Consider the following 20356-nt stretch of genomic DNA (forward strand, 5'->3'; position numbering starts at 1 on the left):
TTCTCAGTTCTGGTGATGGGCCAGGCCGACGGCGTCCGTCAGCCTGGCGAAGCCGCGCGCGGCGAGGGCCTCGCGCAACTCGTCCAGGACGCGCAGCGGCGCCGTGGGGTCGTTGAAGATCGCGGTTCCCACAGCGACACCGGAGGCGCCCGCGAGGACGAACTCCAGGGCGTCCAGGCCGGTGCGGATGCCGCCCATGCCGAGGATCGGCACGGTGGCGCACTCCCCCGCCCGCATCGCGGCGTGCACCTCGTAGACGCAGCGGACCGCGACCGGCTTGATCGCCGGGCCGGAGAGCCCGCCGACGACCGTGCCACCGCTCGGGGCGAGGCGCGGGCGGAGCGTGTCGGTGTCGATGACGACGCCCGGCAGGGTGTTGATCATCGAAAGCCCGTCCGCCCCCGCGCGCACGCAGGCCTTGGCGACGTCGGTGACCGAGGTGACGTCCGGCGCCAGCTTGGCGTAGACGGGCAGCTCGGGATCGGCCACCTCGCGGACCGCCTGGACCACGTCGTGGGAGGTGGCCGGGTTGGACGCGAAGACCAGGCCCTGGTTGTCGGCGTTCGGGTAGGAGAGGTTGAGCTCCAGGCCGACCACACCGGGCTGCCCGTTCAGCGCCCGGGCGCACGCCGCGAACTCCTCGACGCTCTCCCCCGCCAGTGACACCAGCACCCGCGCGCCGCGCTCGGCCAGCCACGGCAGCTCCGCCTCGACGAAGTGCTCGATGCCGGAGCCCTGCAGGCCGACACCGCTGAGCAGGCCGCTCGGCGTCTCCGCCACCCGGGGCGTGGCGCGGCCGGCCCGCGGCTGCGCGGTGATCGTCTTGGTGGTGATCGAGCCCAGCTCCGCCAACGGCAGGAACTTGGCCAGCTCCCGCCCGTAGCCGGCGCAGCCGGCGGCGGTGGTCACCGGGTTCGGCAGCGTGCCGCCGCCGAACGGCGCGGTGAGGTCGACGGCCTCGGCGTCCGGGGGCTCCTCGATCGAGCCGGTCTGCACGAAGACGGTCGGGTCGGCGGCGCTCATCTCAGTGGCCTCCCATCGCCGCGGCGCCCTCGAGATCGGGCGGAACCGTCCCGAAGTCCTTCCAGCGCACCCGGGAGCCGTCGAAACACGGCCCGTCCACACAGGAGCGCACCAGCCGGCTGACGCCGTCCTCGCCGACGACCGGCAGCACGCAGGACATGCAGACGCCGACGCCGCAGGCCATCGTCTGTTCCACGGCCGTGAAGCAGCGGACCTCCTCGTTCGCGCAGACCTCGGCCACGGCCCGCAGCATGGCGGTCGGCCCGGAGGCGTAGACGACGCGGGCCTCGATGGCCCGCATCGCCTCGGTGAGCGGCAGGGTGACCTGACCGCGTATCCCGTAGCCGCCGTCCTCGGTGGTCACCAGCACGTCGGGGGTGAGCGCCCGGGCCTGCTCGACACCGAAAAGACGGTCGGCCGAGGCGGCGCCGAGGATGAAGCCGACCGAGCCGCCCTGCTCGGTGATCCGGTCGGCGAGGCCGAAGAGCGGGACGCTGCCGTAGCCGCCGGCCACCATCAGCGCGGACGCCGGACCGGTCGGGACCGGGAACGCGGTGCCGAGCGGCGCGACCACGTCCACGAGGTCCCCGACCCGCTGCCGTGCCAGTGCCCGCGTGCCGGCACCGACCTCGGCGAAGACCACCTCGATGGTGTCCTCCGCCGGGTCGGCGCGGTGCACGAAGAACGGCCGGCGCAGCAGCAGCGAGCCGTCGGCGCGGTCCACGGCGAGGGCGGCGAAGTGGCCGGGGAGCACACGCCCCGCGATGCCCTCCGCGCGCAGCACGAGCCGGTGGTAGGCACCCACCGGCGAGAGCTCCACGATCTCGGCCTGCCGTTGCACCGGGTGCGCCATCGTGCCTGCTCGCCTCTCAGTCGGAGCCCGTGGGATCGGTCAGCGGCGGGCCGAAGCCCCGACCGCGTCCCCCAGGGTCGCATACGGGCTCGCGGCCAACAGCGCCGAAAGTCCCTTGTGGATGCGACGGCACCAGAACGGACCCTCGTAGATGAACGCGGAGTATCCCTGGACGAGCGATGCCCCGGCGAGGATCCGCTGCCACGCGTCCTCGGCGGTCTCGATGCCGCCGACGGCGACCAGCGTGATCCGCCCCTCGGTGCGGGCGTACAGCCGCTTCAGGACCTCGTCGGCACGCGCCTTCAGCGGTGCCCCGGAGAGACCGCCGGCGCCGATCGCCTCCACCTTGGCGGCGTCGGTCCGCAGGCCGCCCCGCCCGATGGTGGTGTTGGTGGCGATGATGCCGTCGAGCCGGAGCTCCAGCGCGAGGTCGGCCACGGCGTCCACGTCGTCGTCGGCCAGGTCCGGCGCGATCTTCACCAGCAGCGGGACGTGACCGTCCGCCTTGGCGTCGAGCGTCTCCCTGACCGCGCTGAGCAGCGGGCGCAGTTGGTCCACGGCCTGCAGGTTCCGCAGGCCGGGGGTGTTCGGCGAGCTGACGTTGACGACGAAGTAGTCGGCGTGCCGCGCGAGTCGCTCGGTCGAGGTGACGTAGTCGGCGACGGCCTCAGCCTCCGGGACGACCTTCGTCTTGCCGATGTTGACGCCGACGACGGCCTTCGAGGACTTCGGCCGGGCCGCGAGCCGCGCCGCGACCGCGGCGGAGCCCTCGTTGTTGAAGCCCATCCGGTTGATCAGCGCCCGGTCCTCGATCAGCCGGAACAGGCGAGGCGTCGGATTCCCCGGCTGCGCCTGGGCGGTGACCGTGCCGATCTCGACGGAGTCGAACCCGAGCATCGTCAGCCCGTCGATCCCGACGGCGTTCTTGTCGAACCCGGCCGCGAGCCCGAAGGGCCCGGGCAGATCCAGGCCCAGCGCCTTGGTGCGGAGCTTGGGATCCCGCGGGGCGAGCACGGCCACGACGAGGTCGCGCAGCCCGGGGACGGAGGCGGCCAGCCGGATCCAGAAGAACGCGAGGTGGTGCGCCTTCTCGGGGTCAAGCCGCTTGAAGACGAGGTTGAAGAAGAGCTTGTACAAAGAAACCTGACCTTAGGTTGCAACCGCCCAGGGGCGCGGGGCGGAGCCGAGTATGCGGCTCCGCCGCGTGTGCGCGACCAGCCCACTACGGACCCGCACGCGCTCCCCGCGCCCCAACCCCTTACCGCGATGCGTTCAGCGCAGCCGCGTGCTCCTGCAGCGACCGCACGCCGACGTCACCGTTGCGCAGCGCGTCGATGCCCTGCACGGCCGCGCCCATCGCCTGGACGGTGGTGAGGCACGGAACGGACCGCGCGACAGCCGCCGTGCGGATCTCGTAGCCGTCGAGGCGGGAGCCGGTGCCGAACGGGGTGTTGATGATCAGGTCGATCTCCCCGTCGTGGATCATCTGGACGATCGTCTTCTCACCCTGAGGGCCCTCACCCTCACTGTGCTTGCGGACGATCGTCGCCTCGATGCCGTTGCGGTGCAGCACCTCGGCCGTGCCGCTGGTGGCGAGGATCTCGAAGCCGAGACCGACCAGGGCGCGGGCCGGGAAGACCAGGTTGCGCTTGTCGCGGTTGGCCACCGAGACGAAGACCCGGCCCGAGTTCGGCAGCGCGCCGTACGCACCCGCCTGCGACTTGGCGTAGGCGGTGCCGAAGACGGAGTCGATGCCCATGACCTCACCGGTCGAGCGCATCTCCGGGCCCAACACCGTGTCGACGCCGCGACCGTGGATGTCGCGGAACCGCGACCACGGCATCACGGCCTCCTTGACGGCGACCGGCGCGTCCAGCGGCAGCGTGCCGCCATCGCCCTCCTTGGGCAGCAGGCCCTCGCCGCGCAGGTCCGCGATGCTCGCGCCCAGCGAGATCCGGGCCGCCGCCTTGGCCAGCGGCACCGCCGTCGCCTTGGAGGTGAACGGGACGGTGCGCGAGGCACGCGGGTTGGCCTCCAGCACGTAGAGGATGTCCCCGGCCATGGCGAACTGGATGTTGATCAGGCCGCGGACACCCACGCCGCGCGCGATGGCCTCGGTGGCCGCGCGCAGGCGCTTGATGTCGTAGCCGCCCAGGGTGATCGGCGGCAGCGCACACGCGCTGTCGCCGGAGTGGATGCCGGCCTCCTCGATGTGCTCCATCACGCCGCCGAGGTAGAGCTCCTCGCCGTCGAACAGGGCGTCGACGTCGATCTCGATCGCGTCGTCGAGGAAGCGGTCGATCAGCACCGGGTGCTCGGAGATCAGGCCCGCGTGGCGCTTGAGGTAGTCGGCCAGCGAAGGCTCGTCGTAGACGATCTCCATGCCGCGGCCGCCCAGCACGTAGGACGGGCGGGCCAGGACCGGGTAGCCGATCTCGTCGGCGATGGTCTTGGCCTCCTCGAAGGAGAAGGCGGTGCCGTGCTTCGGCGCCGGCAGGCCGGCCTCGACCAGCACCCGGCCGAACGCGCCGCGCTCCTCGGCGAGGTGGATCGCCTCGGGCGAGGTGCCGACGATGGTGACGCCGTTGTCCTTGAGCGCCTGGGCCAGACCCAGCGGCGTCTGGCCGCCGAGCTGCACCAGCACACCCGCGACCGGACCGGCCTGCTCCTCGGCGTGGACGATCTCCAGCACGTCCTCGAGCGTCAGCGGCTCGAAGTAGAGCCGGTCGGAGGTGTCGTAGTCCGTCGAGACGGTCTCCGGGTTGCAGTTGACCATCACGGTCTCGTAGCCCGCGTCGCTCAGCGCGAAGGAGGCGTGGACGCAGGAGTAGTCGAACTCGATGCCCTGGCCGATGCGGTTCGGGCCGGAGCCCAGGATGATCACGGCCGGCTTGGTGCGCGAGGCGACCTCGGTCTCCTCGTCGTAGGACGAGTAGAAGTACGGGGTCCTCGCGGCGAACTCGGCGGCGCAGGTGTCGACCGTCTTGTAGACCGGGCGGATCCCCAGCGCGTGCCGGACCTCGCGGACCACGTCGGGGCGCAGGCCGCGGATCTCACCGATCTGCTGGTCGGAGAAGCCGTGCCGCTTGGCGTGGCGCAGCAGCTCCGGGTCGAGCTTCTCGGCCTCGGCGAGCTCCTCGGCGATCTCGTGGATCAGGAAGAGCTGGTCGACGAACCACGGGTCGATCTTCGTGGACTCGAAGACCTCCTCCGGGGTGGCGCCGGCCCGGATCGCGTCCATGACCGTGTTGATCCGGCCGTCGGTCGGGATCTGGGCCTTGGCCAGCAGCGCGGCCTTGTCGCCGACCTCGGAGACGAAGTCGAACTGCGAGCCCTTCTTCTCCAGCGAGCGCAGCGCCTTGTTCAGCGCCTCGGGGAAGTTGCGGCCCAGCGCCATGGCCTCGCCGACCGACTTCATGGTCGTGGTCAGCGTGGCGTCGGCGGACGGGAACTTCTCGAACGCGAAGCGCGGGACCTTGACCACGACGTAGTCGAGGCTCGGCTCGAAGGAGGCCGGGGTCTCCTCGGTGATGTCGTTCGGGATCTCGTCGAGCGTGTAGCCCACCGCGAGCTTGGCCGCGATCTTGGCGATCGGGAAGCCGGTCGCCTTGGAAGCCAGCGCGGAGGAGCGGGAGACGCGCGGGTTCATCTCGATGACGATGACCCGGCCGTCGTCGGGGTTGACCGCGAACTGGATGTTGCAGCCGCCGGTGTCGACGCCGACCTCGCGGATGACCGCGATGCCGATGTCACGCAGGATCTGGTACTCACGGTCCGTCAGCGTCATCGACGGGGCGACGGTGATCGAGTCACCGGTGTGCACGCCCATCGGGTCGAAGTTCTCGATGGAGCAGACGACCACGACGTTGTCGTGCTTGTCGCGCATCAGCTCCAGCTCGTACTCCTTCCACCCGAGGATGGACTCCTCCAGGAGCACCTCGGTGGTCGGCGAGAGCGTCAGGCCCTGGCCGGCGATGCGGCGCAGGTCCTCCTCGTCGTGCGCGAAGCCGGAGCCGGCGCCACCCATGGTGAACGAGGGGCGGACCACGACCGGGTAGCCGCCGAGCGTCTCGACGCCCGCGAGGACGTCCTCCATCGAGTGGCAGATGACCGAGCGGGCCGACTCGCCGTGGCCGATCTTGGCCTTGACGGCCTCGACGACCTGCTTGAACAGCTCGCGGTCCTCGCCCTTGTTGATCGCCTCGACGTTGGCGCCGATCAGCTCGACGTTGTACTTCTCCAGCGTCCCGGCCTCGGCCAGCGAGATCGCGGTGTTGAGCGCGGTCTGGCCGCCCAGGGTCGGCAGCAGCGCGTCGGGGCGCTCCTTGGCGATGATCTTCTCGACGAACTCGGGGGTGATCGGCTCGACGTAGGTCGCGTCGGCGATCTCCGGGTCGGTCATGATCGTGGCCGGGTTCGAGTTGACCAGGATCACCCGCAGGCCCTCGGCCTTGAGGACGCGGCAGGCCTGGGTACCGGAGTAGTCGAACTCGGCCGCCTGGCCGATGACGATCGGGCCGGAACCGATGACCAGAACGGACTGGATGTCGGTGCGCTTAGGCACGCTGGCCCTCCATCAGAGCGAAGAAGCGGTCGAACAGATAGGCGGCGTCGTGCGGACCGGCCGCCGCCTCGGGGTGGTACTGGACGCTGAACGCGGGCTGGTCCAGGCACTGCAGGCCCTCGACCACGTCGTCGTTCAGGCAGACGTGGGAGACCTCGACGCGGCCGAACGGCGTCTCGGAGACCTTGTCGAGCGGCGCGTCCACGGCGAAGCCGTGGTTGTGCGCGGTGACCTCGACCTTGCCGGTGGTGCGGTCCTGCACCGGCTGGTTGATGCCGCGGTGGCCGTACTTGAGCTTGTAGGTGCCGAAGCCGAGCGCGCGGCCGAGCAGCTGGCTGCCGAAGCAGATGCCGAAGAACGGCGTCCTGCGGCCCAGCACCTCGCGCAGCACGGCCACCTGGCCGTCGGCGGTGGCCGGGTCGCCGGGGCCGTTGGAGAAGAAGACGCCGTCGGGGTTGACGGCGTAGACGTCCTCGGCGGTGGCGTTGGCCGGCAGCACGTGGACCTCGATGCCGCGCTCGGCCATCCGGTGCGGCGTCATCCCCTTGATGCCCAGGTCCAGGGCGGCCACGGTGAACTTCTTCTCACCTATGGCCGGGACGACGTAGACGGCGTCGGTGGCGACCTCGCCGCACAGGTCCGCGCCCTCCATCTGCGGGGCCCGGCGGACGCGCTCCAGCATCGTCGCGTCGTCGGCCAGCGCCTCGCCGGAGAAGATGCCGGCGCGCATGGCGCCCGCCTCGCGCAGGTGGCGGGTCAGCGCGCGGGTGTCGATGCCGCTGATGCCGACGATGCCCTGCGCCTGCAGCTCCTCGTCCAGCGAGCGCGTGGCCCGCCAGTTGGAGGCGATCCGGCTGGGGTCACGCACGACGTAGCCGGCGACCCAGATCCGGGAGCTCTCCGGGTCCTCGTCGTTGACGCCGGTGTTGCCGATCTGCGGGGCCGTCATGGCCACGATCTGGCGGTGGTAGGACGGGTCGGTCAGGGTCTCCTGGTAGCCCGTCATGCCGGTGTTGAACACGGCCTCGCCGAAGGTCTCACCGACGGCGCCGTAGGCCTGGCCGCGGAAGATGCGCCCGTCCTCGAGGACATAGGCGGCAGCGATGCGGCCACGTCGGCTGGTCGTAGTGGATGCCGGTGCGGTCATCATGCGCCTTCCACGTTCCTGTCGTTCACATTGGGCTCAGTGTTCTTGTCGGTATCGGTCACCTTGTCGTGTGCCTTGATCAGCACCTCTACCGCGGTGACCCAGTTGTCGTGGTCGCTCGAACGGTCGGCCCGGAAGCCGGAGTCGAGCTGCTGGTCGCCGAGCTGCCAGGTGATCACCAGCAGGCCGCCCTCGGGGAAGACCTTGCCGGCGATGCCCTTGTCCAGGCGGGCGCCGCGCAGGTCGGCGACCGGGACGAAGAAGCTCTGCGAGGCGGGGCGGACCACCTTCAGGCCCTCGGCGCTGAGCGTCAGTTCGACGAGGCTGCGCTCGCCGAGGCGGTGGGCGGCAACCCGGTTGAGCCAGTCACCGGCCGTGGTCGTACCGACGTAGCGGCCCTCGGTCTCCAGGATCTTCTCCGTCGTGCGCGTCGGCACGGCGGCGGGCTCGGGCAGACCGGACTGGACCGTCTTGCGCCAGTTCCAGCCCTGGCGCATCAGCCAGTAGACGAGCGCGATGACCAGCAGGATGCCGATGACCCAGCCGACCAGGTCGCCCACGTGGGTGACCGCCGCGGAGTGGGGGGCTTCACCAAGGAGGTTCATACGAGCTCACCGTCGAGCACCTTGGCGTCGCCGCGCAGGAAGGTGGCGACGACGCGGCCGGGCAGGTCCATGCCCCGGTAGGGGGTGTTGCGGCTGCGGGTGGCGAAGGCGTCGGGGTTCACGGCGCCACGGTACTGAGCATCGAACAGCACCAGGTTGGCCGGCTCGCCCACCGAGACGGGCCGTCCGTGGCCGGGGATGCCGCTGATCGCGGCGGGCTTGGCGGACATCCGCTCGGCGACCTCGGCCCAGTCCATCAGGCCGGTGTCGACCATCGCGGACTGGACGACGGAGAGCGCCGTCTCCAGGCCGACCATGCCCATGGCCGCGGCGGACCACTCGCACTGCTTGTCCTCGGCGGGGTGCGGTGCGTGGTCGGTGGCGACGATGTCGATGGTGCCGTCGGCCAGCGCCTCGCGCAGGGCCAGCACGTCGGCCTCGGTGCGCAGCGGCGGGTTGACCTTGTAGACGGCGTCGTAGGAGCGGACCAGCTCGTCGGTGAGCAGCAGGTGGTGCGGCGTCACCTCGGCGGTGACGTCCCAGCCCTTGCTCTTGGCCCAGCGGACGATCTCGACCGAGCCGGCCGTGGAGAGGTGGCAGACGTGCAGGCGCGAGCCGACGTGCGCGGCGAGCAGCACGTCGCGGGCGATGATCGACTCCTCGGCGACGGCCGGCCAGCCGGCCAGGCCCAGCTCGCCGGAGACGACGCCCTCGTTCATCTGCGCGCCCTCGGTCAGCCGCGGCTCCTGCGCGTGCTGGGCGACGACGCCGCCGAAGGCCTTCACGTACTCCAGCGCACGACGCATGATCACCGCGTCGTCGACGCACTTGCCGTCGTCGGAGAAGACGCGGACCTGCGCGGCGGAGTCGGCCATCGCGCCGAGCTCGGCCAGCTGCTTGCCCTCCAGGCCCACGGTGACGGCGCCGATCGGCTGCACGTCGCAGTAGCCGGACTCGCGGCCCAGCCGCCAGACCTGCTCGACGACACCGGCGGTGTCGGCGACCGGGAAGGTGTTGGCCATCGCGTGGACGGCGGTGAAGCCGCCCTTGGCGGCGGCCTTCGTGCCGGACAGGACGGTCTCGGCGTCCTCGCGGCCGGGCTCGCGCAGGTGGGTGTGCAGGTCGACCAGGCCGGGCAGGGCGATCAGGCCGTCGGCCGCGATCTCCTGCTCGCCGTCGGCCGCCAGCTCAGCGCCGATCTCGGCGATCACCCCGTCGGTGACGCGGATGTCCTGCGGCTCCCCGCCGAGGATGCGGGCGTTGCGGATCAGGTAGTTCGTGGTGCTCACTTGCCGGTCTCCTCGGACGTGTTCGCAGAAGAAGTCGTGATCGCCGGCTCGGAGCCGCCGAGCAGCAGGTAGAGGACGGCCATGCGGACGCTGACGCCGTTGGCGACCTGCTCGACGATGACCGCGCGGTCGGAGTCGGCGATGGTCGACTCGATCTCCATGCCGCGCACCATCGGGCCGGGGTGCATGACGAGCGCGTGCTCCGGCATCAGGGCCAGCCGGCGGGCGTCCAGGCCGTAGCGGCGGGTGTACTCGCGCTGAGTGGGGAAGAAGGCGGCGTTCATGCGCTCGCGCTGGACGCGCAGCATCATCACCGCGTCGGCCTTGGTGAGCGCCGCGTCCAGGTCGTAGCTGGTCTGGCAGGGCCAGGTCTCGACGCCGAAGGGCATCAGCGTCGGCGGGGCCACCAGGGTGACCTCGGCGCCCAGGGTGTGCAGCAGGTGCACGTTGGAGCGGGCGACCCGGCTGTGCAGCACGTCGCCGACGATCGTCACGCGGCGGCCGGCCAGGTCGTGGCCGACGCCCGGGTTGAGGTGGCGACGCATGGTGAAGGCGTCGAGCAGCGCCTGGGTGGGGTGCTCGTGGGTGCCGTCACCGGCGTTGACGACGCTGCCGTGCAGCCAGTCGGAGTCGGCCAGCAGCTTGGGCGCGCCGGAGGCGCTGTGCCGGATGACCACCGCGTCGGCGCCCATGGCCTGCAGGGTGAGCGCGGTGTCCTTCAGGCTCTCGCCCTTGGAGACCGAGGAGCCCTTGGCGGAGAAGTTGATGACGTCCGCGGACAGGCGCTTCTCGGCGACCTCGAAGGAGGTGCGGGTGCGGGTGGAGTCCTCGAAGAAGAGGTTGACCACGGTGCGGCCACGGAGCGTGGGGAGCTTCTTGACCGAGCGGGCGGAGACCTGGGCCATCTGCTCCGTGGTGTCCAGGATCAGCAGCGCGTCCTCGCGGGTCAGGTCCGCGGTGGAGATGAGGTGGCGCTTCACTGGGCACTGCCTTCCGACTCACCGAGGAGAACGGCGTCCACGCCGTCCGTCTCGTCCAGCTTGACCTTCACGGACTCGCGCAGCGAGGTGGGCAGGTTCTTGCCCACGTAGTCCGCGCGGATGGGCAGCTCGCGGTGGCCGCGGTCGACCAGGACGGCGAGCTGGACGGCGCGCGGGCGGCCGTGGTCGGCCAGCGCGTCGAGGGCGGCCCGGATGGTCCGGCCGGAGAAGAGCACGTCGTCGACGAGGACGACGAGCTTGCCGTCGATGCCGTCGACGGGGATCTCGGTGTGCTCCAGGGCGCGGGCGGGCTTCAGCCGCAGGTCGTCCCGGTACATGGTGATGTCGAGCGTGCCGACGGGGAGCTCGCGGCCGGTGATCTCGGCCAGCTTGCGGTGCAGACGGCGGGCCAGATGGGCGCCGCGGGTGGGGATGCCGAGGAGGACCACGTCGTCGGCGCCCTTGGCGCGTTCGACGATCTCGTGGGCGATCCGGGTGAGGGAACGGGCGATGTCGCCCTGGTCCAGCACCTGTCGTTGGGCAGCAGTGGTCATGCCGAAGCCGACCTCCTTCCCCGCCTCACTGGACGGGCCTTAAAGGATGTCTACGGGATGGGGCCACCTGGCGCGCCTCCGGTTCGGAGGCACGTCGGGGAGCCGCCGTCAACCCTACCAGGGCGATCACGAGCGGCCCGGCGGCACCCCTACCGACCTGCGGCGCGTTCGGTCGTTACCGATCGGTACCCCTGCTGCCCCGTTCGGCTTGACGAACGCTTATCACTCTGCGTAACCTCACACTCAGTTACGGCCACGCGACGAAGCGCCCTGTGTCGTATCGGGGTTAGCGCCGTCCCTGGGCCGTCACAGGCCACTTAAGTCCGGGGAGACACATTGTCCAGCGACTACGCGAAACAGCTTGGCGGCAAGCTGCGCGCGATCCGCACCCAGCAGGGGCTCTCCCTGCACGGCGTCGAGGAGAAATCCCAGGGCCGCTGGAAGGCCGTCGTCGTCGGCTCCTACGAGCGCGGCGACCGAGCGGTCACCGTCCAGCGCCTCGCCGAGCTGGCCGAGTTCTACGGCGTCCCGGTCCAGGAGCTGCTGCCCGGCAGCACCCCGGGCGGCGCGGCCGAGCCGCCGCCGCGCCTGGTGCTCGACCTGGAGCGCCTGGCCCAGGTGCCGTCCGAGAAGGCCGGCCCGCTGCAGCGCTACGCCGCGACCATCCAGAGCCAGCGCGGCGACTACAACGGCAAGGTGCTCTCGATCCGCCAGGACGATCTGCGCACCCTCGCCGTCATCTACGACCAGCCCGCCTCGCTGCTCGTCGACCAGCTGATCAGCTGGGGCGTCCTCGACCCGGACGCGCGCCGCGCGGTCCGCGAGGACGACTCGGTCTGACCCGAGCGGCCCACGCCGCTCTGCAGAAACGTTGCGGCGGGTTCCTCCCGAGGGGGGAACCCGCCGTTTTCTGCGCCTCACCCCCGTGGGTAGCGCCCTGCGAGGTCGGCGTAGCCGCCGGCGCCCCAGACGAGGCGACGGAACTCGCCGAGTGGCAGCGGCCCCTGGGGAACGTCGGCCGCCGCCCGGAAGTGGACGGTGGCGCAGCGGGCGCAGTACCAGCCGCGCGACCAGAGCGCCTCCGCCTGGGCGCGGCCCGCGATCCGGCCCCGCCGGGCCAGCGACTGGGCCGCCAGTGCGCCGAAGAGCGCCAGGCCGACGAGCCCGGCGGAGCCGACGACCCACCAGAGCCACGACAGGTCGGGAAACACGCTCCCACCATCGACGTCCGGAAACCCGACGGGGCTCGCTCCGTCACTGGGCGAGGGCGCGATCGCCGCGACGCCTGCGGCGGCGACCGCCACGAACAACGCCAGAGCGCCCGCTCCCCCGAGACAACCCTGACCGCGCGGACCGGCCGGCACCGGCGCGAGCGCCTCGGCCAGCGCGGTGGTCACCTGCCGTGTCTCGGTGCGCGCAGGCATGTCCCCCTGCGCGGGCACGGCGACCTGTATCGCGTCCTTGCCACTCAGATAGACGGCGGGCACCGCCGCCACACGGTCCAGCTGCCCGCACCCTGGGCAGCTGGGTAGGCCCACATCGTGGATCTCGCTCATCGTCCCCCGTTTCGCCGAACTCGTGGCCGATACGACGCTCGACAGGAGGACGCCGGTTCACCGCGGCTACGGGCGGTTCATCCGGACGGGCGGCCGGCCCTGGGGATGGAAGACCCCAGGGAGAGCGAAACTGCCCGCGCCCCAGACGAGTTGCCGGAACTCCTCCAACGCCATGGCCCGCGAGGGCCCGGCCGTGTGCACGGTCCCACAGCGGGCGCAGTACCACCCCTGTTGCCAGACCCGCTCCGAGCACGCACGCCGCTCCTCGTGGTCCCGCGCGATACGACGACGGCTTCTCACGGCGAGGACCAGGACGGCGATCGCCGCCCCGAACGCCGACAACCCGCACGCCCACGTCTTGACCGAGTGCGCGACGATCCCGGACACCACGATCACCAGGCCGCCGAGGCACAGCAAGAACGTCAGGAGCGCCAGACCCAGCACGTCGTCCGCCCCGACGGGCGCGGGCGCGGGCGAGAGCGCGGCGGCGAGCGGCGTGGCGACCGTACGGAGCTCGTAGTACCCCGGTCCGGAGTCCGGCACATGGACCTGGACCTGCCTCAGGCCCGCCCGATGGACCGCCGGCACGTGTGCCACCTGGTCGAGCAGCCCGCAGTTGGGGCAGGGCGGCGGTGGGTTCACTTCTCCGTGGGCCTGCGCCCGAACCCGCTGGACATGCCCGCGAGCAGCGCCAACGGCGCCTTACGGGAGAGGGCTACCAGCGCCTGGTAGCGGCGGGAGGGGACGCAGACGGACTTGCCGCGCGCGAGGTCGCGGAGCGACTGGTCGACGACGAAGTCGGCGTCCAGCCACATCCACTCGCCCACGCGGGACATGTCCATCTCCGCGCGCTGGTGGAACTCCGTGTGGGTGAACCCCGGGCACAGCGCCTGGAGCGTCACGCCGCTGCCCGCGAGGTCGCGGTTGACGCCCGCGGTGAACTGGACCACCCAGGACTTGCTCGCCCCGTAGGAGCCACGCGGCACGAACGCGGCCACGGAGGCGACGTTGACGACATAGCCCTTGCCGCGCTCGCGCATGCCGGGGACGGCCGCGCGGGTGAGCCGGAGGACGGCCTCGATGTGGACCTTCACCATCGTCAGTTCGTCCTCGACGGGCACGTCGAGGAACCCCTTGCGGAAGCCGAACCCGGCGTTGTTGACCAGCAGGTCGACCGGGCGCTCGGCGTCCGTGAGCCGCGCCTCGACGCGGTCGATGCCCGCGTCGGTGGCGAGGTCGGCCGTGAGCACCTCGGCCGGGACGCCGTACTCCTTGGTGAGTTCGTCGGCGAACGCCGCGAGTCGGCTCTCGTCGCGGGCGACGAGGACGAGGGCGTGTCCGTCCTTGGCGAGCCGGCGCGCGAACGCCGCGCCGATGCCGGCGCTGGCGCCGGTGATGAGTGCAGTCCGCATGACGCCCACGCTAGCGGCTCCGGTGACACTGAACAGTCAGGCCCCCTCGACCTCCGCGACGAGCCCGTCCAACGCCTGCCGCGCCGGCCCGAGTTCGCCGGACTCAGGCCACCAGGCCGGACAGCTTCTCCAGGGACTCGACCAGGGCCTTGGACGTGGCCTCCTTGACGCGGGCAGCGAGCATGTTGACCGCGGCGCCCTTGAACTCGCTGTCGACGGTGACCTTGGTGCCGTCACCGTCCGCGGTGAGGGTGTACTGCTGGCGCAGGGTGATGCCCATCGGGCCCTTGCCGTCCATGGCGAGGGTGGAGGCGGCGGCGACCTCGGCGACGGTCCAGCTGACCTCGGCCGGCATGCCCATCAGGGTCATCTTCTCGCCGTAGACCGCGCCGGAGGCGAGCTCGGCCGGGCCGCCGTTGGGAAAGGCGACGTGGATGGTGTTCCACTCCCCGAAGCGTTCGAAGTCGGTGATGACCGCCCAGATCTTGTCCGCCGGGGCGGAGATGGTGGCGCTGACGGATACCTCGGGCATGGCCGTTCCTCCTCGGGCTGTCGAACCGAGCACGCCGGGTGGGGCTCTCAGCGGAGGCTAGTCGCTATCTGACGTACCATCAATAATCGGATCAGCACTATCTGATGAGCCGTCAGTTTCGCTCGGGCCGCATCCGACCAGCGCGTCACCGAGCGCACCGGGCGGGCACGGGCCGGTAGGCGGGCGGGGCGATGGGCGTGGCGGGCGCGGGGTCGCTGCTCACCGCCGCCTGGCTGGTCAGCCGGCGGCGAGCCACACCCGCAGCGGCCCCAGCCGCGTGAAGCCGGCCCGCTCGGCGGCGGCGAGGTCCGCGCCGTCCTCGTAGCCGACGACGGGCAGACCGGGGCAGTAGGCGGAGGCCGCGATCAGGCAGTCCCGCCACACCCGGTCCGGCTCCTGCTCGCCGCAGAACAAGTTGGACACCCCGACCACACCGGCGCCCAGGCTCAGCACCGCACCGGCCACGAACTCCGGCGCGGCCAGGACCAGCACGGACGGATCCTCCAACAGCGGTGCCAGGAACAGCCCGGCCGCTCCCCCGTCCCAGGCCTGCTCCCACCGCGCCAGCCCGGTCTCGTCCCTGACCCGCCGCCAGACCGGCCGCGCGCCGGCCGGCTGCGGGTCGCGGGCGATCCACTCGGCGTCGAACAGCGGCGCGAAGCCGTGCGGTTCCAGGTCGAGCCGGGCGTAGCTGTCCTTGACCGTCGCACCGGGGCCCCGCACGTCGATGCGGGCGAGGACCTGGGCCGCGTCGGCGTGCTCGGAGAGGGTGACGGCGTCGGGGTAGTAGGGCGGGGACCGGTCGGCACTCGTCCACGCGTCGGCGCGGAACTCCCCGCGGAGCCCGTGGGCACGGCACATCGCCTCGCACCAGTCGGCGTTGTTGCGCGCGGCGGCGCGCAGGAGCGCGGGCCGCAGTATGTGATCCACCATCGAGTGGATCATCGCCGACGCCGCGCGGGACGTGCCAGCGAATTAGCGCCGCAGGTCCGTCAGCGCCGAGAGGTCGCGGTCCGCGATCTCCGGGAAGCTCCGCAGGGCGCTCACCACCGCGTCGGCCACGGGCAGGTCCGCCGCGGCCGCGCCAAGGGCGACGTCCTTGGCGGCGAGCGAGACGGCGAAGTCCGCCGTGGTGGCGCGGGCCCGGCCGAGGAGGTCGCGCAACGGCCCGCCGGCGAGGGCGGACTCGGCGACACCGGCGGGCAGGCCCAGCGCGTCGGCCAGGCTCAGTGCCTCGTGGACGACGGCGACGCCCGCGACGATCGCGCCGATCAGCACCAGCTTGAGGGCGGCGCCGTCGCCGACCGGGCCCACCTCCCGGACCGTGCCGAGCAGCGCCAGCAGGTCGGCGACCGGAGCCACCTCGCCGCCCGCCAGGATCAGCAGCTCGCCCGTCGCCGCGCGGTCCACACTGCCCAGCACCGGCGCGTCGATCAGCCGGACCCCCTCGGGGAGCCGGGCGACGAGGGCGCGGACGGCCTCGGGGCCGACGCTCGACATCTCCACCCAGACGGTGCCCGGGCGCAACGCCGGCAGGACGGCCTCGGCGACCTCGGCGAGCGCCGCCGGGTCGGCGAGCATCGTGACGACGACCGCCGCATCGGCGACGGCCTCGGCCGCGCTCTGCGCGGCCTTCGCTCCCGCGGCGACCAGGGGATCGGCCTTGGCGGCGGTGCGGTTCCAGACGGTGACGGCCTGGCCGGCGTCGACCAGACGACGGGCCATCGGCAGGCCCATACGGCCCAGCCCCAGCCAGGCGATGCGCGTGTTCGTGTCCATGGCCTCGACGCTAGAGCTCCGCTCTCCATGCGACCAGCGAATGTCTAGCATGAGTGCCATGCCCAGCTCGCATGACTTCACCACGGCCTGGCTCCGCGTCTTCGCGGAGGTCGCCCGGACGGGGTCGTTCACCTCCGCCGCGACCGCCCTCGACTACACCCAGTCGGCGGTCTCGCGCCAGATCGCTTCCCTGGAGGCGGAGTTCGGCGCGCCGCTGTTCGACCGGCTGCCGCGCGGCGTCCGGCTGACCGAGGCCGGACGCGGGTTGCTGCCGCACGCCGAGGCCGCGCTGGCCCAGCTGGACCGGGCCCGGACGGAGCTGGACGCCCTCGGCCGGCTGGAGGCCGGACGGCTGCGGGTGGGCGCCTTCGCCACCGCCGCGGCCGACCTGGTGCCGGAGGTGCTCCGGGAGTTCCGCGCCGCACATCCGGAGGTCGCCGTCACGCTGGCCGTCGAGCTGACCGCCCGGCTGCTGCACGGGCTGGCCGAGGACCGCCTGGACCTGGCCGTCGTCGCCGGGGACGCGGACCCGGACGCGATGCAGGAAGCGGCCGCGACCGCGGGCGTGCGGCTGGAACACCTGCTGGACGAGCCGATGCTGGTCGCGCTGCCGCCCGGCCACCCGCTCGCCGGACGCGCCGACGTGCGGCTGGCCGAACTCGCCGACGAGGAGTGGATCGCGGGCAGCGCGCGCCCCGAGGACACGCTGATGCGCTCGGCCGTACGCGCCGGCTTCCGGCCGCGGATCGGCAGTGTCGTGGGCGACTGGATCGCGAAGCAGGGCCTGGTCGCCGCGGGCTTCGGGGTCACCCTGGTCCCGGCACTCGCCGCCGACGCGCTGCGGCCGGACCTCGCACGCGCCGGTGTGCACCCGGACGACGTCCCGATCCGCGCGATCTGGGCCGCGACCCCGCGCGGCGTCGCACCGAGCGCCGCGCTGGCCGCGTTCCTGCCGCTGCTGCACACCGGTGCGCAGGCCTTCCGGGACCACTGACCGGCGTGCCGGGCAGCCGGGGTGACGGGCGGTCAGTGGGCGAGCTTCAAGCCCACCACGCCGCCGATGATCATCGCGAGGAAGAACGCGCGAGCCACCGTCACCGGCTCGCCGAGGGCGAACATGCCGTACAGCGCGGTGCCCAGGGTCCCGACGGCGACCCAGACCGCGTAGCCGGTACCGAGGGGGACGCTGCGCAGCGCGTAGGAGAGTCCGCCCATGCTGAGCACGACGGTGACGAAGAAGACGACGGCGGGCAGCGGGCGGGACAGGCCCTTGGACGCCTGCAGTGCGACCGCCCAGACGGTCTCCAGCATGCCGGAGAGAAGGAGCACGACCCAGGCCATGACGACGGACCTCTCGCAGTAGGGGACGGGGCCCTGCGGGCCACCGCTCTTGCTGCGTCGTCTTGTCCGACCGGGTACGACGCGCTCGTCCGGGACGCCGGGTAAGGACCCGGCCTCGTATTCGACGCTAACACACGCTCGGGGCCCGGCGGGCGCTAGCCTGCTGGTCATGGCGCTCCCGAGCATCGACACCGCCGAACGCCGCGCGCGGATCACCGCGCGCCTGCTGCTCCGGCGGGACGAGCCGCTGGCCGTCGCGGACGACCTGGTCGCCCTGCACGCCACCGACGCGGCGACCGTCTACCTCTCCCTCGCGGCCCGGTTGACCGACCCCGGCGTGGAGCTGGTCGACCGGGCACTCTACGCCGAGGTGTCGCTGGTGCGGCTGCTGGCGATGCGGCGGACGCTCTTCGTCGTGCCGGTCGACCTCGCACCCGTCGTCGATGCCGCCGCGTCGCGGGCGATCGCCGCGAAGGAGCGGGAGAAGCTGCTGGTCTTCCTCGACGAGGGGGGCGGCTGGGACGCCGCGTGGCTGGCGGCGGCGGAGCAGGCGACGCTGGCGGCGCTGCACCGTCTCGGACCCTCCTCCGGCCAGGAGTTGGGCGCGGCGGTGCCGGCCCTGCGGGAGCGGGTGACGGTCGCGGCGGGCAAACCGTACGAGGCCGTGCAGACCGTCGCCTCGCGGGTGCTGCGGGTCCTCGCCGCGGAGAACCGGATCCGTCGGGACCGGCCGCGCGGCAGCTGGACCTCCAGCGCCTACCGCTGGGTCGAGAGCGCGCCCTGGCCGGAGCCGCCCGTCGAGGAGGCGCGCGCCGAGCTGGTCCGGCGCTGGCTCGCGAGCTACGGACCGGGCACCGAGGACGACCTGAAGTGGTGGACCGGCTGGCCGCTCGGCGCGGTCCGCAAGGCGCTGAAGACCGTCGGCGCCGAACGCGTGACCCTGCCGGACGGCGACCCGTCCGCCGGGGACGGCTACGTACTGCCCGGCGACAACGGCCCCACGCCACCGGCCGCGCCCCGCGCGGCGCTGCTGCCCGCCCTCGACCCGACCGCGATGGGCTGGCGCTCCCGCGCCTGGTACACCGACCCCGCCCACGCGGCCCAGCTCTTCGACCGCACCGGCAACATCGGCCCCACGGTCTGGTGGAACGGTCACGTCGTGGGCGGCTGGGCCCAGCCCGCCGACGGCTCCGTCGCCTGGCGGCTGCTGGAGGACGTGGGCGACGAAGCCGATTCCGCCGTCCGCGCCGAGGCCGAGCGCCTCACGGCCTTCCTCGGCGACGCCCGGGTCACCCCTCGCTTCCGCACCCCGCTGGAACGCGAACTGAGCGCCTAACCCGAGCCGCGCGCGGCGTAGGCGTCATGGAGGGGCTGCCAGTCGCGCGCCGGGTCCCAGGTGGGCCAGTCGACCTCGGCGCCGTCCAGGGCCTGGGCCAGGTAGTCGAGGTGGAGGTGCCAGCCGGCGAGCAGCAGCGCCGGCTGCTCGATCGGCGCGGGCACGGCGGCGCTGAAGGCGAGGGCGGATCCGCCGCCGTCGTCGCTGAGCTCGAAGCGGACGCGGCCGTGCGGGTCGAGGTCCAACTGCAGCAGTGTGGGCGGGTCGTAGGCGCTGACGGTGCCGGTGGCGATCACGGTACGGCCCTCGGGGTCGGTGTTCAGCCAGCGCAGCACGACGCCGCCGCCCTCCGCCGGATCCAACCGGTCTGCCGCCGCGAGCCACCGCCGCAGCAGCGGCGGCCGCGACAGGTACGGCCACACCTCGGCGACGGGATGCGGGAACCTCCGGAAAAAGACCACCGCCTGATGCGCGGCGTCCACGGACACGACGTTCCCGTCGAGAGTCGGCTGCGCTTGCTCGTCCACCCTTCGATCATCACCCGGGCACCCCGCCCGCCGCCTCCGCGACACGGGCCGCAGCCTGCTCAGACCAGCGCGGCGAGCTCCCCTCGGGAGGCGACGCCCAGCTTCGGGTAGGCCTTGTAGAGGTGGTAGCCGACCGTCCGGGAGCTCAGGAAGAGCTGGGCGGCGATGTCGCGGTTGGAGAGGCCCTGGGCGGCCAGGCGGACGATCTGGTTCTCCTGCGGGGTGAGGCCTGCCAGGGGGCCCCGGGCGCGGGGTTCGGCGGGGGCCGCGCCGGAGGCGTCGAGCTCGGCGCGGGCACGGGCCGCCCAGGGGGTGGCGTCCAGCAGGTCGAAGGCGCGCGCCGCCGCGCGCAGCGGGGCGCGGGCCTCGGACTTGCGGCGGGCGCGGCGCAGCCACTCGCCGTAGAGCAGCGCCGTGCGGGCCTCGTCCCACGGGCGCCCGCCGCCCGCGTGCAGGGCGAGGGCCTCGCGGTAGAACCGCTCGGCCAGTTCCTCCGGCGCGAGCAGCGCGTGGCAGCGCAGCACCAGCGCGCGGGCCCAGTCCCGCTCGGCGCGCTCCGCCCAGCGCTCGAACCGGGCCAGCGGCTCGGCCAGCTCCTCGCCCCGGCGCAGGCGCACCGCCGCCTCCAGCGCGTCGGGCACGGCGCGCAGCGCGGAGACCTCGCCGAGGTCGGGCGTGCGCAGCAGCGTGTCCAGCGCGGTGAAGGCCTCCTCGGCGCGGCCGTGGCCGAGGTCGAGCAGGCCGGTGGCCCACCGGCGCCAGGGCGCGCCGGACAGCGCGGGCGCGCCGCCCTGGGCCTCGGCCTCCGCCGCGCGCAGCGCGGCCGCGCAGGCGGCCTCGTCGCCGCGCTGCGCGGCG

At 72.7% G+C, this 20356-nt stretch carries 21 protein-coding genes and 1 riboswitch; of the genes, 3 read left to right on the forward strand and 18 right to left on the reverse strand.

The window, feature by feature from the left end:
- Positions 1 to 3 precede the first annotated feature (3 nt).
- The 9 genes from DN069_RS22500 to pyrR form a co-directional block, all read right to left on the reverse strand.
- Positions 4 to 1023, reverse strand: coding sequence for a dihydroorotate dehydrogenase (locus DN069_RS22500; protein WP_111503595.1), 1020 nt, complete (start codon positions 1021 to 1023; stop codon positions 4 to 6).
- A 1-nt stretch (position 1024) separates the two neighbouring features.
- A complete protein-coding gene (locus DN069_RS22505; RefSeq protein ID WP_111503597.1) occupies positions 1025 to 1876 on the reverse strand; it encodes a dihydroorotate dehydrogenase electron transfer subunit in 852 nt (283 codons plus the stop codon).
- 39 nt (positions 1877 to 1915) lie between these two features.
- Positions 1916 to 3013 (reverse strand): quinone-dependent dihydroorotate dehydrogenase, encoded by a 1098-nt coding sequence (locus DN069_RS22510; protein WP_111503599.1) that lies wholly within the window; start codon positions 3011 to 3013, stop codon positions 1916 to 1918.
- Between the two features lie 121 nt (positions 3014 to 3134).
- On the reverse strand, positions 3135 to 6440 hold the full coding sequence (carB, locus tag DN069_RS22515) for a carbamoyl-phosphate synthase large subunit (RefSeq protein WP_111503601.1): 3306 nt from the start codon (positions 6438 to 6440) through the stop codon (positions 3135 to 3137).
- Entirely contained in the window at positions 6433 to 7587 is a 1155-nt protein-coding gene (carA, locus tag DN069_RS22520) for a glutamine-hydrolyzing carbamoyl-phosphate synthase small subunit (protein WP_111503603.1), read from the reverse strand. The genes carB and carA overlap by 8 nt, the downstream gene beginning before the upstream one ends.
- Positions 7587 to 8192: a PH-like domain-containing protein gene (locus DN069_RS22525; RefSeq protein ID WP_243639584.1), complete on the reverse strand. Its 606-nt coding sequence runs from the start codon at positions 8190 to 8192 to the stop codon at positions 7587 to 7589. The genes carA and DN069_RS22525 overlap by 1 nt, the downstream gene beginning before the upstream one ends.
- Positions 8189 to 9481, reverse strand: coding sequence for a dihydroorotase (locus DN069_RS22530; protein WP_207892232.1), 1293 nt, complete (start codon positions 9479 to 9481; stop codon positions 8189 to 8191). The genes DN069_RS22525 and DN069_RS22530 overlap by 4 nt, the downstream gene beginning before the upstream one ends.
- Positions 9478 to 10461: an aspartate carbamoyltransferase catalytic subunit gene (locus DN069_RS22535; protein ID WP_111503605.1), complete on the reverse strand. Its 984-nt coding sequence runs from the start codon at positions 10459 to 10461 to the stop codon at positions 9478 to 9480. Before DN069_RS22535 ends, DN069_RS22530 begins: the two co-directional genes overlap by 4 nt.
- Positions 10458 to 11015: a bifunctional pyr operon transcriptional regulator/uracil phosphoribosyltransferase PyrR gene (gene pyrR, locus DN069_RS22540; protein ID WP_111503607.1), complete on the reverse strand. Its 558-nt coding sequence runs from the start codon at positions 11013 to 11015 to the stop codon at positions 10458 to 10460. Before pyrR ends, DN069_RS22535 begins: the two co-directional genes overlap by 4 nt.
- 336 nt (positions 11016 to 11351) lie before the next feature.
- Between pyrR and bldD the strand changes: the two genes are divergently transcribed.
- Complete coding sequence (gene bldD / locus DN069_RS22545) at positions 11352 to 11855, forward strand: transcriptional regulator BldD (protein WP_111503609.1); 504 nt, start codon at positions 11352 to 11354, stop codon at positions 11853 to 11855.
- A 77-nt stretch (positions 11856 to 11932) separates the two neighbouring features.
- On the opposite strand, the gene DN069_RS22550 is transcribed toward bldD, so the two are convergent.
- From DN069_RS22550 to DN069_RS22575, 6 genes are all read right to left on the reverse strand, one after another.
- Complete coding sequence (locus DN069_RS22550; protein ID WP_111503611.1) at positions 11933 to 12571, reverse strand: hypothetical protein; 639 nt, start codon at positions 12569 to 12571, stop codon at positions 11933 to 11935.
- Between the two features lie 66 nt (positions 12572 to 12637).
- On the reverse strand, positions 12638 to 13213 hold the full coding sequence (locus DN069_RS22555; protein WP_133260014.1) for a hypothetical protein: 576 nt from the start codon (positions 13211 to 13213) through the stop codon (positions 12638 to 12640).
- Positions 13210 to 13983, reverse strand: a complete 774-nt coding sequence (locus DN069_RS22560) for an SDR family NAD(P)-dependent oxidoreductase (RefSeq protein ID WP_111503637.1) — start codon at positions 13981 to 13983, stop codon at positions 13210 to 13212. Before DN069_RS22560 ends, DN069_RS22555 begins: the two co-directional genes overlap by 4 nt.
- Before the next feature lie 103 nt (positions 13984 to 14086).
- Complete coding sequence (locus DN069_RS22565) at positions 14087 to 14515, reverse strand: type II toxin-antitoxin system Rv0910 family toxin (protein WP_111503615.1); 429 nt, start codon at positions 14513 to 14515, stop codon at positions 14087 to 14089.
- A gap of 237 nt (positions 14516 to 14752) precedes the next feature.
- Positions 14753 to 15448, reverse strand: a complete 696-nt coding sequence (locus DN069_RS22570; RefSeq protein WP_111503617.1) for a hypothetical protein — start codon at positions 15446 to 15448, stop codon at positions 14753 to 14755.
- A gap of 42 nt (positions 15449 to 15490) precedes the next feature.
- Complete coding sequence (locus DN069_RS22575; RefSeq protein WP_111503619.1) at positions 15491 to 16294, reverse strand: NAD(P)-dependent oxidoreductase; 804 nt, start codon at positions 16292 to 16294, stop codon at positions 15491 to 15493.
- 58 nt (positions 16295 to 16352) lie between these two features.
- Here DN069_RS22575 and DN069_RS22580 point away from each other — a divergent pair, with 58 nt between their 5' ends.
- Positions 16353 to 17288 carry a LysR family transcriptional regulator gene (locus tag DN069_RS22580; RefSeq protein WP_243639587.1) on the forward strand — a complete coding sequence of 312 codons (936 nt, stop codon included), beginning with the start codon at positions 16353 to 16355 and terminating at the stop codon, positions 17286 to 17288.
- A gap of 32 nt (positions 17289 to 17320) precedes the next feature.
- Here the strand turns inward: DN069_RS22580 and DN069_RS22585 are convergent, their stop codons facing one another.
- On the reverse strand, positions 17321 to 17635 hold the full coding sequence (locus DN069_RS22585; RefSeq protein ID WP_111503623.1) for a DMT family transporter: 315 nt from the start codon (positions 17633 to 17635) through the stop codon (positions 17321 to 17323).
- 51 nt (positions 17636 to 17686) lie between these two features.
- Positions 17687 to 17749, reverse strand: a riboswitch (guanidine-III (ykkC-III) riboswitch).
- Between the two features lie 55 nt (positions 17750 to 17804).
- Here DN069_RS22585 and DN069_RS22590 point away from each other — a divergent pair.
- The gene (locus DN069_RS22590) at positions 17805 to 18971 is read left to right on the forward strand and encodes a winged helix DNA-binding domain-containing protein (RefSeq protein WP_111503625.1); all 1167 of its coding nucleotides are present in this window, start codon (positions 17805 to 17807) and stop codon (positions 18969 to 18971) included.
- On the opposite strand, the gene DN069_RS22595 is transcribed toward DN069_RS22590, so the two are convergent.
- Both DN069_RS22595 and DN069_RS22600 read right to left on the reverse strand, forming a co-directional pair.
- Positions 18968 to 19498: an SRPBCC domain-containing protein gene (locus DN069_RS22595; protein WP_165845599.1), complete on the reverse strand. Its 531-nt coding sequence runs from the start codon at positions 19496 to 19498 to the stop codon at positions 18968 to 18970. The genes DN069_RS22590 and DN069_RS22595 overlap by 4 nt on opposite strands.
- 59 nt (positions 19499 to 19557) lie before the next feature.
- Positions 19558 to 20356 (reverse strand): helix-turn-helix transcriptional regulator (locus tag DN069_RS22600; RefSeq protein ID WP_133260015.1); only part of this gene is annotated, 799 nt, incomplete at its 5' end.

The sequence above is a fragment of the Streptacidiphilus pinicola genome, from assembly GCF_003258295.1.
In the GTDB taxonomy this organism is placed as follows: Bacteria; Actinomycetota; Actinomycetes; order Streptomycetales; family Streptomycetaceae; genus Streptacidiphilus; species Streptacidiphilus pinicola.